The sequence below is a fragment of the Burkholderia sp. KBS0801 genome, assembly GCF_005937855.2.
In the GTDB taxonomy this organism is placed as follows: Bacteria; Pseudomonadota; Gammaproteobacteria; order Burkholderiales; family Burkholderiaceae; genus Burkholderia; species Burkholderia ambifaria.
In genome coordinates, this window is sequence record NZ_CP042177.1 from 1,608,991 (window position 1) to 1,622,628 (window position 13,638).

General features: G+C 67.8%; 11 protein-coding genes. 3 read left to right on the forward strand and 8 right to left on the reverse strand.

Translation table 11 applies throughout. The features are described 5' to 3' along the window. Positions 1–22: 22 nt before the first annotated feature. From FFI87_RS07725 to FFI87_RS07735, 3 genes are all read right to left on the reverse strand, one after another. Positions 23–1,777 (reverse strand): AMP-binding protein, encoded by a 1,755-nt coding sequence (locus FFI87_RS07725; protein ID WP_138847798.1) that lies wholly within the window; start codon positions 1,775–1,777, stop codon positions 23–25. 192 nt (positions 1,778–1,969) lie between these two features. Next, complete coding sequence (locus tag FFI87_RS07730; RefSeq protein WP_138847797.1) at positions 1,970–2,800, reverse strand: TetR/AcrR family transcriptional regulator; 831 nt, start codon at positions 2,798–2,800, stop codon at positions 1,970–1,972. A gap of 216 nt (positions 2,801–3,016) precedes the next feature. Beyond that, a complete protein-coding gene (locus FFI87_RS07735) occupies positions 3,017–4,237 on the reverse strand; it encodes an MFS transporter (protein WP_138847796.1) in 1,221 nt (406 codons plus the stop codon). Positions 4,238–4,527: 290 nt separating this feature from the next. Here FFI87_RS07735 and FFI87_RS07740 point away from each other — a divergent pair, with 290 nt between their 5' ends. The 3 genes from FFI87_RS07740 to FFI87_RS07750 all read left to right on the forward strand — a co-directional run bounded on the left by FFI87_RS07740 (position 4,528) and on the right by FFI87_RS07750 (position 7,579). Further along, positions 4,528–5,070, forward strand: coding sequence for a GNAT family N-acetyltransferase (locus FFI87_RS07740; protein ID WP_138847795.1), 543 nt, complete (start codon positions 4,528–4,530; stop codon positions 5,068–5,070). Positions 5,071–5,209: 139 nt separating this feature from the next. After that, complete coding sequence (locus FFI87_RS07745) at positions 5,210–5,836, forward strand: ParB-like protein (RefSeq protein ID WP_138847794.1); 627 nt, start codon at positions 5,210–5,212, stop codon at positions 5,834–5,836. Positions 5,837–5,860: 24 nt separating this feature from the next. Beyond that, on the forward strand, positions 5,861–7,579 hold the full coding sequence (locus tag FFI87_RS07750; RefSeq protein ID WP_138847793.1) for a SulP family inorganic anion transporter: 1,719 nt from the start codon (positions 5,861–5,863) through the stop codon (positions 7,577–7,579). Positions 7,580–7,616: 37 nt separating this feature from the next. Here FFI87_RS07750 and FFI87_RS07755 read toward each other — a convergent pair whose 3' ends face one another. The 5 genes from FFI87_RS07755 to FFI87_RS07775 form a co-directional block, all read right to left on the reverse strand. Further along, a complete protein-coding gene (locus FFI87_RS07755; protein WP_138847792.1) occupies positions 7,617–8,567 on the reverse strand; it encodes a carbohydrate kinase family protein in 951 nt (316 codons plus the stop codon). A gap of 133 nt (positions 8,568–8,700) precedes the next feature. Continuing rightward, positions 8,701–9,645 (reverse strand): ABC transporter substrate-binding protein, encoded by a 945-nt coding sequence (locus FFI87_RS07760; RefSeq protein ID WP_138847791.1) that lies wholly within the window; start codon positions 9,643–9,645, stop codon positions 8,701–8,703. Between the two features lie 86 nt (positions 9,646–9,731). Continuing rightward, positions 9,732–10,769, reverse strand: coding sequence for an ABC transporter permease subunit (locus FFI87_RS07765; RefSeq protein ID WP_012363780.1), 1,038 nt, complete (start codon positions 10,767–10,769; stop codon positions 9,732–9,734). A 40-nt stretch (positions 10,770–10,809) separates the two neighbouring features. Beyond that, on the reverse strand, positions 10,810–12,363 hold the full coding sequence (locus FFI87_RS07770) for a sugar ABC transporter ATP-binding protein (RefSeq protein ID WP_138847790.1): 1,554 nt from the start codon (positions 12,361–12,363) through the stop codon (positions 10,810–10,812). Beyond that, a complete protein-coding gene (locus tag FFI87_RS07775; protein WP_138847789.1) occupies positions 12,350–13,597 on the reverse strand; it encodes an ROK family protein in 1,248 nt (415 codons plus the stop codon). The genes FFI87_RS07770 and FFI87_RS07775 overlap by 14 nt, the downstream gene beginning before the upstream one ends. Between the last annotated feature and the right edge of the window lie 41 nt (positions 13,598–13,638).

Genomic DNA, 13,638 nt, shown 5'->3' on the forward strand with positions numbered 1-13,638 from the left:
GTCTCCCGGAGCGATGCGTCGTTCAGCCTTGTTTCGCGGCCTTGATCCTGGCGAGCTCCTCGTCGCGCAGCGCGCGGCGCAGGATCTTGCCGACGTTGGTCTGCGGCAGCGCGTCGCGGAACTCGACGAACTTCGGCATCTTGTAGCCGGTCAGGTTCTTGCGGCAGTGCGCGAGCACGTCGTCCACCGTCAGCGTCGGGTCGCGGCGCACGACGAAGACCTTGATCCGTTCGCCCTGGACTTCGTCCGGGATACCGATGGCAGCGGCTTCGCTGATGCCCGGATGCGTCACCAGCACTTCCTCGATCTCGTTCGGATACACGTTGAAGCCCGACACGAGGATCATGTCCTTCTTGCGGTCGATGAGGCGGATGAAGCCGCGCTCGTCCATCACGCCGATGTCGCCGGTGGCGAGCCAGCCGTCGGCGTCGATCACCTTCGCGGTCTCGTCGGGCCGCCGCCAGTAGCCGCGCATCACCTGCGGCCCGTGCACGCACAGCTCGCCGGGTTCGCCGACGGCGGCCCAGGTGCCGTCCTCGCGGCGAAAGCGCACGAGCGTCGATGGCGCGGGCAGGCCGATGGAGCCGCTGAATTCGGCCATGTCGTTCAGGTTCACCGGATTCATCGTGACGATCGGCGAGCATTCGGTGAGGCCGTAGCCTTCGACGACCGGCCGCCCCGTGACCTGCTGGAAGCGCTCCGCGACCGCGCGCTGCATCGCCATCCCGCCCGCCATCGCGAGCTTGAGCTGCGAGAAGTCGCGCTTGCGGAATTCCTCGTTGTCGAGGAACGCGTTGTACAGCGTGTTGATGCCGGTGATCCCGGTAAACGTTTCGTTGCGGATGATCTTCATCACCATCTTCATGTCGCGCGGGTTCGCGATCAGGATGTTGCGCCCGCCGAGCCCCATGAAGATGAACGCGTTCACCGTCAGCGAATAGATGTGATAGAGCGGCAGCGGCGTCAGCACGGTCTCGACGTCGCCCGACACCTGATCGGCGATCCACGCCTTGGCCTGCAGCAGGTTCGCGATCAGGTTGCCGTGCGTGAGCATCGCGCCTTTCGCGACGCCGGTCGTGCCGCCGGTGTATTGCAGGAATGCGAGATCGTCGCGCGTCGTTGGCACCGGCTGCGGTTTGCCGCGCGCGCCGAGCGCGAGGGCGGAGCGCAGCCGGATCGCCTGCGGCAGGCTGTAGTCAGGCACCAGCTTCTTCACGTGCTTCAGCACGAAGTTGATCAGGCGTCCCTTCGCATTGAAACCGTCGGCGAGCAGGTCGCCGAGCGCGGTGACGACGATGTTCTTCACCTGCGTTTCCGGCAGCGCTTCCTGCAGCGTGCGTGCGAAGTTCTCGAACACGACGATCGTCTGCGCGCCGCTGTCCTTCAATTGGTGCGCGAGTTCGCGCGCGGTATAGAGCGGATTCACGTTGACGACGATCGCGCCGGCCTTCAGCGTGCCGAACAGCGCGACCGGATACTGGAACGTGTTCGGCAGCATGATCGCGACGCGGTCGCCGGGCTTTACGCCGATGCTTTGCAGATACGACGCGAACGCGTCGACTTTCTGCGCGAGCGTGCGGTAGGTCATCGATGCGCCTGCGCTCACGTACGCGACCCGCTCGGCGAAGCGCGTCGTGCATTCGTCGAAGAACTGCACGAGCGACGCGTATTGCGTGACGTCGATCTCGTGCGGCACGCCGGGCGGATACGACGCGTACCAGACGCCGTCGCTGTTCGGCGGGAGCTGGGCCGTTGCGGTTGCTGCGGATGAGGACATGATGTGTCTCCAATGCTGTGCGGTGGACGAGCGTCGGCGCTTCAGCGCGTTGCGCTCGTCCCATGCTTTTCGTCGACGAAAGCCGGCCAGCCTTGGCTCCCGCCGCATGACATTCGTACGGCCCGGGCCGGCGCATCAACGCCGGCCCGGGCCGCCCAAATCGTGAATCGCCGCCTGCGCGGCGTGACGCAATCAGCTCGCCGAATGTGCGGCCGCCGTATCGGCCGAGGCCGCGGCTGTGCCCGTACCCGGCGACAGCCCGAACGCTTCGCTCGCGCCCGCATCGTCGAGCACGGCCGCGAAGATCGACAACTGCGTGCTGTCGGGCATCGGCGCCTTCAGCGCGGCGACGATCAGCGACGACAGCCGCGCGATCATCTGCACGTCGTTCATCGTGCGGCGTTGCGAGAATTCGTCGATCAGGCTTTCGGTTTCGGCACCGGCCAGCGCGCCGGACAGCGCGCCGATCGCGAAGTGCAGCCGCCAGCCGAGCTCAGTGCGCGGCAGATGCGGCAGCGCGCGCTGGAACGCATCGAAGAAGCGGCCCGCGACGCTCGCATAGTGCGCGGTCAGGAAGTTGCGCACGAACGGCGACGGGTCGGTGTACGCACGGCCGATCAAGCGAAGGAACGCGGGGCCGCCGCGATCGGGGTCGCGCGACGCCTTCAATGCGGGAATGAACATCGCGCCGAGTACGTGCTCGCAGGTGATGTGCGCACCGAGCTGCGCATCGAAGCGGTCGAGGATGCCGAGGCGTTCCTGGTTGAGCTGGTCGAGCCGACGCGATAGCATCGCGTGGATCAACGCTTCCTTGCTGCCGAAGTGGTAGTTGACCGCGGCCAGGTTCACCGCCGCGCGCGACGTGATCTGCCTCATCGACATCGCTTCGAAGCCATGCTCGATGAACAGGTCCTCGGCCGCATCGAGGATGCGCGCCTTCGTTCCGCCGGCCTGCCGATTGCCGGGTGCCCGCGTCCCGGACGGCCGTCCCGCGGACGATCGTCCCTCCTGAATTACTGCCATGTCCCGCCTCCCTATGCCGGTCGCGCGGCCGCGAACAGGTGATTTGATTATGCAATTCAAACAGCCGTTTTTATTAAGATAAAAAAACGCAGGCGGCGCGGGCAAGCAGGGAATCTGGACAAATTCCTCTAGTTCGATGTGCGGCTGCGGGATACATCGCGTGCGGCCCCGGCGGGACGGGGCCTACGCGATGATGCAATGCGGCAACGCGCGGGTTCAGCCGACGGCGGTACGCGTATTGACCGATTGCGTCATGTCGATGCCGCGGCGTTCGCGGCTGAATATGATAAGCACGGCGATCACGACGGCGACGGTGCCGGCAACGAGCGCGAGCGCAAAACTGTAGTTGTTGCCCTGCGAAACCGCGAGCGACGCCTGCATCGTCGCGTTACCCGACGCCAGCAGGTTGCCGAGCTGGTAGACGACGCCCGGGAACGTCGCGCGGATCTCGTCGGGCGAGATCTCGTTCAGGTGGACGGGGATCACGCCCCACGCCCCCTGCACCGAGATCTGCATCAGGAACGCGCCGGCGGCGAGCGCGACCGGGCCGCTCGAGAACGCCCACAGCGGCAGCACCGGCAGCGCGATCAGCGCCGCGATGAAGATCGCGCGCCGGCGGCCGATCCGCTCCGAGATCGCGCCGAACGACAGGCCGCCGACGATCGCACCGAGGTTCAGCACGATCGTGATCCACGACACGGTGTGCGGATCGAAGTGATGCTGTTCGCGCAGGAAGGTCGGGTAGAGATCCTGCGTGCCGTGCGAGAAGAAGTTGAACGCGGTCATCAGCACGATCGCGTAGATCGTGAGCTTCCAGTTCTGCTGCAGCGTCGCGCCGAGGCTCGGCCGCGGACGCTTTTCCATCTGCTTCCAGGCAGGCGACTCGGGCACGTGCGCACGCACGTACAGCACGAGCAGCGCGGGCAGCACGCCGACCATGAACATCCCGCGCCAGCCGATGTATTGGTAGAGCAGGCCGAACACGACGGACGCGAGCAGATAGCCGCTCGGATAACCGGCCTGCAGCAAGCCCGACACGAAGCCGCGCGCATGGGTCGGCACGGTTTCCATCGTCAGCGCGGAGCCGACGCCCCATTCGCCGCCCATCGCGATGCCGAACAGCGCGCGCAGCACCAGCAGCGCGGTCAGGCTCGGCGCGAAGCCCGACGCGAGTTCGAACAGCGAATAGCACGCGATGTTGACCATCAGCGTCGGGCGGCGGCCGAAGCGATCGGCGAGCCGGCCGAAGATCAACGCACCGATCGGGCGCATCGCGAGCGTCAGCGTGAGCGCGAACGCGACGGCGGGGATCGTCGACGCGAATTCGGCGGCGATGTCCTTCAGCACGAAGACCATCAGGAAAAAGTCGAACGCGTCGAGCGTCCAGCCGAGGTAGGCGGCGATCGTGACGTTGCGTTGTTCGCGGGTCCAGCTCATGTCCGAGATCTCCTCGTTGGGCTTCTTGCGCTCACGATCTGAAGGCGGATGCCCGCCCGGCTGGCGCGCGGCACGGGGGCATGGGTCGAGTGTAGGCCGCGATGCCGTCCGATGTGGGGCGCGATAATCGTGAATCGGGAATAATCCCTACGAAATGATCTGTTGAGCAAGCGGAAACAACGGCGTGCGAGACAAGCGTCAGGCGCCTGTATTCTTCCGGAAGGCTTTTTGTAGTAGTTATGTAATGCGTGATGCGCACGATGCGCATCGCCCCCGCATCAGGAGTCCCGATGACCGAATCTTCCGTGGCCGCATTGCCTGTGCTCGAGACCGAGCGGTTGTGGCTGCGCCCGCGCGTGCTGGCCGATCTCGACGCGAGCATCGAGATGGATCGCGATCCGGAGGTCACGCGCTACATCGCGGGCCCGTGGCATGACCCGGACGAACATTGCCGCTTCGTCACGCACCGGATCACGCGCGACTATCCGCCGGGCCTCGGCTACTGGTCGATCTTCGAGAAGGCCGCGCCAGACACGTTCATCGGCTGGATCCTGCTGATTCCCGACTATGCGAACGGCGCGCGCGACGTCGAGATCGGCTGGCGGCTCGTGCGCGCGGCGTGGGGGCGCGGCATCGCGTGCGAGGCCGCCGCGGCCGTCGTGCGTCATGCGTTCGACACCGTGCGGCTGCCGCGCGTGATCGCCGATATCGCCGAGGCGAACACGGGCTCGCTGAACGTCGCACGCAAGCTCGGGATGCGGCGCGTGGGCGTCGTGCACGACGGGATTCCGTACGTGCGTCATCGTCTCGAGCGCGACGACCTGCGAGCATGACGCGGTGACGCGATGCGGTGCGATGGCGACGCCGGTTTGTTGGCGAAGGTCAAGCGCATGCTTATCCTCGTCGCGAGGGATTAGCAGTTCGCACGATCAGGAGTATCGTTGCCGGAAATTCCCAACATGGGGTACGACCATGGCACTCGGCAACGACGTTCATCTCATTCCCGTGCGGCTCGACGCATTGCGTCCGACGCAAATGACGGTCGGCTATCGCGAAGTGAAAGCGAAGCGCAGGCACTGGAAAGCGCTCGACAAGCGCGCGCGCAAGGCCGCGATCGACTCGCACTGGTTTCCGGCCGTCCTCGGCCCGGGCGGCCTCTACTACATCACCGATCATCACCATCTCGGGCTCGCGCTGATCGAGGAAGGGCAGACGCGCGTGAACGCGATGCTGCTCAAGGATCTGTCGTGGCTCGAGGACACGATCTTCTGGCGGATGATGGAACACAACCAGTGGGTGCATCCGTTCGGTCCGGACGGCTCGCGTCGCGACTACGCGAATCTGCCGAAGGTGTTGACGGCGCTCGAGGACGATCCGTACCGCAGCCTCGCCGGCGAACTGCGCACGGCGGGCGGCTATGCGAAGGATGCGACGCCGTTCAGCGAATTCCTGTGGGCCGACTACCTGCGCCAGCATGTGACGCTCGACCAGATCCGCAAGAACTTCTCGAAGGCGCTGGACGTCTCGCTGCGCCGGGCACACGACCAGGACGCGCGCTATCTGCCCGGCTGGTCGGGTGTCATCGCCGCCAAACCCTGACATGCGCACGGCGCCTACCGCCTCATGACGACCGCCTCGCCCCGTCCGGATGCCGGCCCGCAGCATCCCGAGCATTTCGCCGCACTCGATGCGGCAACGCCGCGGCCCACGCGGCGCATCGGCCTTGACGCGCTGGCCGGTCTGTCGATCGCCGGGCTGCTGATTCCGGAGGCGGTCGCGTATGCGGGGCTCGCCAACCTGCCGCCGCAGGCCGGTCTCATCGCACTGCTGTCGGGGCTCGTGGTGTATGCGCTGACCGGCAGCAGCCGCTTTGCAATCGTGTCGTCGACCTCGTCGTCGGCGGCCGTGCTCGCGGCGACCGTGCTGGCCGAATCGGGGATCGCGCTCGCCGCGCAACTCGCGCTGGCGGCCGCACTCGTCGCGATGACCGGCGTGCTGTTCATCCTGGCGGGCGCGGCACGGCTCGGCGGCATGTCGGATTTCGTCGCGCGGCCGGTCCTGCGCGGGTTCACGTTCGGACTGGCGCTGACGATCGTCCTCAAGCAACTCCCGAAGATCCTCGCGATTACCGTGCAGCACAGCGATGCGCCGCATGTCGCGCTCGACCTCGTCGCCGGTGCGCCGCGTGCGAACCTCGCGAGCGTCGCGCTCGGCGGGAGCGCGCTTGCGCTGCTGTTCCTGCTCGGGCGCAGCAAGCGGGTGCCGGCCACGCTCGTCGTGATCGTGCTGTCGATCGCGGCCGGCTATATGGTCGACTGGCAACACTACGGGATCGCGATCGTCGGACACATCGATTTCCAGCACCTCGCATTCGGGCTGCCGCAACTCGACCGCAACGCATGGATGCAGACGGTCGAGCTCGCTTTCGCGCTGATGCTGATCCTGTATGCGGAGTCGTACGGATCGATCCGCAACTTCGCGCTGAAGCACGGCGACAGCGTGTCGCCGAACCGCGACCTCGTCGCGCTCGGCTGCGCGAACCTCGTGTCGGGGCTGCTGCACGGGATGCCGGTCGGCGCCGGCTATTCGGCGACAGCGGCGAACGAGGCGGCCGGCGCGCAATCGCGTTTGTCGAGCCTGTGGGCGGCCGGCGTGGTCGCGCTGATCGTATGGCTGCTGCTGCCGCAGCTCGCGCGTACGCCGGAGCCCGTGCTCGCGGCTATCGTCATCTTCGCGGTCAGCCATTCGCTGCATCCGTCGGTGTTCCGGCCGTACTGGGTCTGGCATCGCGACCGGCTCGTCGTGGCCGCCGCGCTGTTCGCCGTGCTCGTGCTCGGCGTGCTGCACGGGCTGCTCGCGGCCATCGGCGTGAGCCTGCTGCTGACGCTGCGCAAGTTGTCGGAACCGAACGTCAGCGTGCTCGGCCGGCTGCGCGACGGGCACGACTTCGTCGACGTCGCGAATCACGCCGATGCGAAGCCGATACCCGGCGTGCTGATCGTGCGGCCCGAGGCGCAGCTGTTCTTCGCGAACGCCGACCGGATGCTCAATCGCGTGCGCGCGCTGCTGAAGGCCGCGCCCGATACGCATACCGTGATGCTGAGTCTCGAGGAAACGCCGGACGTCGACGGCACGACGATCGAGTCGTTGCGCACGTTCGCGGCCGAATGCGCGGCACGCGGGCTGCAGTTTGCGATCGTGCGGCTCAAGGAGCACGCGCTGCATGCGCTGAGTCGCGCGACCGACGATACGCTGCGTGACGCGGCGATGTCGGAGCTGAGCGTCGACGAGAGCCTGCAACTGCTGCAGGCGCGCGGCCATGTCGGGAAGGCCGGCGCGTGAGCCTGCGGGCACACGCGCGGGCTGGCTGCGGTGCCGCCTAGTGCGATAGCGCGGCGTCAGCTGCTTCGGCGCTCGCGCGGCCGGCGATGACGTCGGCGACTTCGGCAGCGGTCGGCGCATACGCGCCCGCATGCGCACAGGCGACCGCCGCGCAGGCTGCCGCGTAGCGTAGATGGTCGGCGGCCGATGCGCCGGGATGCATGAGCTGGCTGGCGAGCCAGCCGCCGATGCTGGCGTCGCCGCAGCCGACGGTGTCGGCGACGTCGGTCGCGAACGCCGGCTGAAACAGCTCGGTGTCGCGGTGCAGGAGTTGCATGCCGGCCGCGCCGCGCGTGACGAGCACGGTCGCATCGGGCGCCCAGGCGCACAATTGCGCGAGCGCGGCGGCTTCGTCGAGTTCGGGAAACAGGCCGCGCAAGTCCTCGTCGGATACCTTGATCCAGTCGGCGAGACCGGCCAGCGTGCGCAGCGTGTCGCGATACGACGGCGCGGCCATCGGCGCGCGATAGTTCGGGTCGAACGAGATCCGCTTGCCGGCCGCGCGGGCAGCCCGCACGACTTCGATCAGTCGCGGCGCGAGCGGCTCGCGCACGACGCCGAGCGAGCCCACATGCACGATCTCGGCCGCGTCGAGCGCGCCAGCGGGCAGGTCGGCCGGATCGAACGCGAGGTCGGCGCTGTTCTCGCCGATGAAGAAATAGTCGGGCGGCTGTTTCGACACGACCATCGCGAGCAGCGGCGGGCGATCGACCTGTCGCATGAAACGCAGGTCGAGCCCGGCATCGGCGCTGCGGCGCATCAGTTCGTCGCCGAAGATGTCGCGGCTGACCGTGCCGGCGAACGCGGTCGGCACGGTCAGCCGCGCGCCGACGCGCGCGACGTTCCAGCACGAGCCGCCGGCGACGCTGCGCCAGTGGTGCGCATCGTCGCGGATGAAATCGGTCAGCGCTTCGCCGAATACGATCAGGCGGGGGAACGTCGTCGTCATGTCGAAATCTCGTGCCGCGGCGTGTCGCGCGGCGGTGCGGCGGTTGAGTGGCCGGACGGGCAGGGCGCGCGTCGCACGCGGCGACGCGGCCCGGCGCCGCCCGGGGGCGCGGGTCGAGGGTTCCGCAGCGCGCTCAGCGCGGGCTGGTCCAGCCCTTGTAGCCCTTCACGTTGTCGCGCGTGACGAGCGTCGGCTCGATCAGGATCATCGGATTGGCCGGCTTCTGGCCGTTCATGATTCCGTAGCCGACATTGACGGCCTGCTGCGCCATCGCCCACGGATCCTGGCTCGACGATGCCTGCACGAGCGTGTTGGACTTGAGCGCCACCTCGATGTCGGGCGCGCCGTCGACCGACGTGATCACGATGTTCGGGCGATTCAGCTGTTTCGCCGCGAGATCGCTGCCGATCGCCTGCGGGTCGTTGATCGTGAACACGCCGTCGAGCTTCGGAAAGCGCGTCAGGTAGCCCTGCATCGAGTTCATCCCGCCTTCGCGCGAGCCCTTGCCGTCCTGGTCGCTCGACAGCAGCTTGATGCCAGGGTTCTTCGCGAGCACCGCCTTGCAGCCGTTCACGCGATCGATCACGGCCGACACTTGCGGGCCGTTCTCGATGATCACGTTACCCTTGCCGTTGAGTTTCTTCGCGAGATAGTCGCACGCCAGCTCGCCGGCCTTCACGTTGTTGGTCTGCACGGTCGCGTTCGCGCCGGCCGCCGCGACGTCCACCGCGACGACCGTGATGCCGGCCGCCTGCGCCTTCTTCACCGCCGGCTCGATCGCCTTCGGATCGGTCGCGTTGAGCAGGATCATGTCGACGTGCGCGGAGATGAAGTTGTCGATCTGCGTGAACTGCTTGTTCAGGTCGTAGTCGGCCGATACCGCGGTCACCTTCGCGTTCGGGTTGAGCTGTTTCGCGCGCGCTTCGGCGCCTTTCACGATCGTGACGAAGTACGGATTGCCGAGCGATCCGACCGTGACGCCGATCGATTTCAGCGGCTTGTCGGCTGCATGGGCGGCGGCAGCGCCGAATGCGAGCGTGCAGGCGACGGCGGTCAGGGCGGCTTTGTGCTTGAACATGTCGTTGTGTCTCCGGAAGGTCCGTTGGCGGACGGGCGCAGGAGGACCTGCCTGCGCCCTGATGGTTGAATGGTGAGGAAAGCGTTTCAGGTGCGGGCCGAGTCGCGCTGGCGATATCGGTCGAGCGCGACCGCGCCGATGATCACGAGGCCCTTGATGATGTACTGCCAGATGTCCGACACGCCGAGCAGCACGAGGCCGTTGGTCAGTACCGCGATGATCAGCGCGCCGATCAGCGTGCCGACGATCGAGCCGACGCCGCCGACGAAGCTCGTGCCGCCGAGGATCACCGCGGCAATCGCGTCGAGTTCGTACGACTGGCCGAGCTGCAGGCCGTTGGCCGCATAGAGCCGCGCGGACGACATCACCGCGCCGAGACCGGCGAGCAGCCCCGACGCCGCATAGACGAACAGCTGGATCGCCCGCACGTTGATGCCGGACAGCCGCGCGGCTTCCGGATTGCCGCCGACCGAATAGATCCGCATCCCGAGCACCGTGCGCCGCAGGATGAACCACGACAATGCGATCACCGCGCAGGCGATCACGACGAGCCACGGCACGCCGAGGATCGTGCCATTGCCGATGAACGCGAACGGCAGTTGCGGGTTGAAGAGGGTCGTGTCGTTGCCGATCAGGCGGGCGACCCCGCGCACGGCCGTCATCGCGCCGAGCGTGACGATGAACGGCGGCAGGCGCAGGAACGAGATCAGGCCGCCGTTGATCACGCCGAACGCGAGGCCGACGGCGAGCGCGATCGGCACGCCGAGCCAGCCCCAGCCGGGGATGGTCGACGCGAGCAGCGCGGCGACGGCCGATGCGGCGAGTACCGAGCCGACCGACAGGTCGATGCCGCCCGTCAGGATCACGAAGGTCATGCCGGCCGCGAGCACGATGTTGATCGACGCCTGCTGCGTGACGATCGACAGGTTCTGCAGCGTGAAGAAGCCGTCGGTCAGGAATCCGAAGCCGATGCAGAGGACCAGCAGCACCGGCAGCATGCCGGCGGTGCGCATCAGCGACTGCATGCGTGCGCGATGATCGGCGCCGCGCATCAGCGGCGTACGGGTGGCCACCGGATGGGCCGTCGCGGAAGCGAGGTTCCGCTGCTTGGTCGGGTTGATCATTTCGGTACCTTGAATGAAGAAGGAAATGAAAAGGCCGTGGTCAGTGCGCGTCGGCGAGTTCGGCCTGCGAGCCGGTCGCGAGCGCGATGATCGCTTCCTGCGTGATGGGCGTGTGCGTGTGGCCGCCGAGTTCGCCGGCGATCTCGCCTTCGCGCATCACGAGCACGCGGTCGGCGACACCGATGATTTCCGGCAGTTCGCTCGAGATCACGATCACGCCGACGCCCGCGCGGGCCAGTTCGTTGATGATCCGGTAGATCTCGGATTTCGCGCCGATGTCGACGCCGCGCGTCGGTTCGTCGAGAATCAGCACGCGCGGCTTCGTCTCGAGCAGGCGCGACAGCAGCACTTTCTGCTGGTTGCCCCCGGACAGCGCGCCGACGTTGACGTTGGCGTTCGGCACGCGGATCGACAGCGAGGCGATCGCGTCGCGTGCGCGTTGCGCACCGCGGGCGAGATCGAGCGCACCGAGCCGCGCATCGCGGTTGCACACCGAGATATTGATGTTGTCGCGTACGCTCATGTCGAGGAACAGGCCCTGGCGCTTGCGGTCTTCCGTCAGGTAGACGAGGCCGGCGTCGATCGCGTCGCGCGGCGAGTGCGCGCCGAACGCGCGGTCGCCGAGCTTCACGTCGCCGCGCGTGCGCGGTTCCGCGCCGAAGATCAGCCGCGCCAGTTCGGTGCGGCCCGCGCCGACGAGCCCGGCGATGCCGAGCACCTCGCCGGCGTGCAGGTCGAGGCTGCAGCCGCGCACGCGCTCGGCGTCAGCGATGTCGCGCACCGACAGCAGCAGGTGGCCGGGGTCGTACGGCGCATGTTCCTTCTTGTAGAAGCCGGAGATGTCGCGGCCCACCATCATCGCGACGAGCCGCTCGGCCGACAGCGATTCGCGCTCGAGCGTGCCGACGTACGAGCCGTCGCGCAGCACCGACACGCGGTCGGACAGTTCATAGATTTCCGCCATCCGGTGGCTGATGTAGATGATCGCGAGACCTTCCTCGCGCAGCTGGCGGATCAGGCCGAACAGATGCTCGGTCTCGCGCGACGACAGCGGCGTCGTCGGTTCGTCCATCACGAGGATGCGCGCGCGGGTGTGCACGGCGCGCGCGATCTCGACGAGCTGCTGCTCGGCGATCGACAGCGTGCCGACCAGCGTGTCCGGACCGAACGGCGCACCGAGACGGGCGAGCACGTCCTGGCAGCCGCGCGCCATCGCCGCGCGGTCGATGGTGCCCCAGCGCCGGTTGCCACGCCGCAGTTCGCGGCCGACGTAGATGTTTTCCGCGACGGTCAGGTTCGGCGCCAGGCACAGCTCCTGGTAGATCACCGCGACGCCCGCATCGCGCGCGGCGAGCGGGCCGTCGACGTCGATGCGCTCGCCGTCGATCAGGATCTCGCCGCCGGCGTCGGCGCGGTACGCACCGGACAGGATCTTCATCAGCGTCGACTTGCCTGCGCCGTTCTCGCCCATCAGCGAATGGATCTCGCCCGGATAGACGGTCAGGCTGACGTTGTCGAGCGCGCGCACGGCCGGGAACGTCTTGCTGATCCGGCGCATCTCGAGCAGCGGCCGGGACGACTCAGAACGCGACATGGTTGACCTCCTGCGATTCGGTGCGGGCGCCCTTGAGGATGCCGGCCCGCGGGGAGAAGTTAAAGAACATCGGCAGCGTCGCGGCGCCGATCGCGCCGGCGTCGGCGCCGAACGTGCCGCGCACGAGCGTCGGCGTGCCGCGCGCTTCCGGCGCGGTGGCGACGAGGGCCGCGCGCAGGCGGGTCGTCACCGCGTCGAGCAGGCCGGCGTCGGTATCGGCGTCGAGCACCACCACCGGCGCATCGACGACGCACAGCACCGCGCGCAATGCCGGTGCGAGCGCGTCGACGCAGTCGTCGATCCACTCGTCGACCGCCGGCAGGCCGCGCGCGATGCAGGCCTCGAGATCGGCGCGATTCTCGACCGTCTCGCCGTGATGGCGCAGGTGGCGCACGAGCGCATGCAGCGAAGCGCGGGCGAGCAGGATGTCCCACGGGCCGCGCGGCGGCGGTGCGGACGCCAGCCGGCTCGGCGGCACGGGAATCACGGCGATGTCGCCGGCATTGCCGGTCACGCCGCGCAGGCAGTCTCCGTCGACCGCGATGCCGCCGCCGATCGCGGGGCCGATGAACAGGTAGACGAAGTCGTCGCACTGCCGGCCGTACCCGTAGAACAGTTCGGCGATCGCGGCGGCGTTGCCGTCGTTTTCGCCGAACACGGGCAGCGACAGCATGCGCCCGAGATCGCTCGCGAAATCGACGTCTTCCCATGCGCGGAACGTGTCGGGCGCGAGGCCGAGCTCGCGCATCCACGCGCCGAGGTTGTACGGCTGGGCGACGCCGACGCCGGTGAGGCGTGCGCGCTCATGCGCGGGGAGCAGATCCTGCATCGCATCGATGTCGCGGCGCACGATGTCGAGCACGTCGGCGGGCGGGGGAAGCAGCGTGTCGTGCGAGCGGCGGCCGAGCACGTCGCCCGCGAAATTGACGAGCGCCGTCTCGATGCGCATCCGGTCGAGATGGACGCCGATGCCGAACGCACCGCGCGGATCGAGACGGATCAGCGATGCCGGCTGGCCGCGCTGGCCCTCGGTGCGGCCGGCGAATTCGATCAGCTTCGCGTCGGCGAGCGACGCGATGATGCTGCCGACCGCCGTGCCCGTCATGCTCGCGAGACGCGCAAGGTCGGCCTTCGACGCGCTGCCCGCACGGCGCAGCGTCTTCAACAGCAGGCGCTCGTTGTAACGGCGCACGTTGGCCGAGTTGCTTCCCTGGCCGATGTGCGGGCTTCTCATGGCGTCTCCTTCCATGGGCGCGTCGTCTGTCGACGCATTAA

What these genes read in the sequence shown, in the direction of transcription:
- FFI87_RS07725 (WP_138847798.1), bottom strand. Translation starts at nt 1,777, where the DNA reads ATGTCCTCATCCGCAGCAACCGCAACGGCCCAGCTCCCGCCGAACAGC.
- FFI87_RS07730 (WP_138847797.1), bottom strand. Translation starts at nt 2,800, where the DNA reads ATGGCAGTAATTCAGGAGGGACGATCGTCCGCGGGACGGCCGTCCGGG.
- FFI87_RS07735 (WP_138847796.1), bottom strand. Translation starts at nt 4,237, where the DNA reads ATGAGCTGGACCCGCGAACAACGCAACGTCACGATCGCCGCCTACCTC.
- FFI87_RS07740 (WP_138847795.1), top strand. Translation starts at nt 4,528, where the DNA reads ATGACCGAATCTTCCGTGGCCGCATTGCCTGTGCTCGAGACCGAGCGG.
- FFI87_RS07745 (WP_138847794.1), top strand. Translation starts at nt 5,210, where the DNA reads ATGGCACTCGGCAACGACGTTCATCTCATTCCCGTGCGGCTCGACGCA.
- FFI87_RS07750 (WP_138847793.1), top strand. Translation starts at nt 5,861, where the DNA reads ATGACGACCGCCTCGCCCCGTCCGGATGCCGGCCCGCAGCATCCCGAG.
- FFI87_RS07755 (WP_138847792.1), bottom strand. Translation starts at nt 8,567, where the DNA reads ATGACGACGACGTTCCCCCGCCTGATCGTATTCGGCGAAGCGCTGACC.
- FFI87_RS07760 (WP_138847791.1), bottom strand. Translation starts at nt 9,645, where the DNA reads ATGTTCAAGCACAAAGCCGCCCTGACCGCCGTCGCCTGCACGCTCGCA.
- FFI87_RS07765 (WP_012363780.1), bottom strand. Translation starts at nt 10,769, where the DNA reads ATGATCAACCCGACCAAGCAGCGGAACCTCGCTTCCGCGACGGCCCAT.
- FFI87_RS07770 (WP_138847790.1), bottom strand. Translation starts at nt 12,363, where the DNA reads ATGTCGCGTTCTGAGTCGTCCCGGCCGCTGCTCGAGATGCGCCGGATC.
- FFI87_RS07775 (WP_138847789.1), bottom strand. Translation starts at nt 13,597, where the DNA reads ATGAGAAGCCCGCACATCGGCCAGGGAAGCAACTCGGCCAACGTGCGC.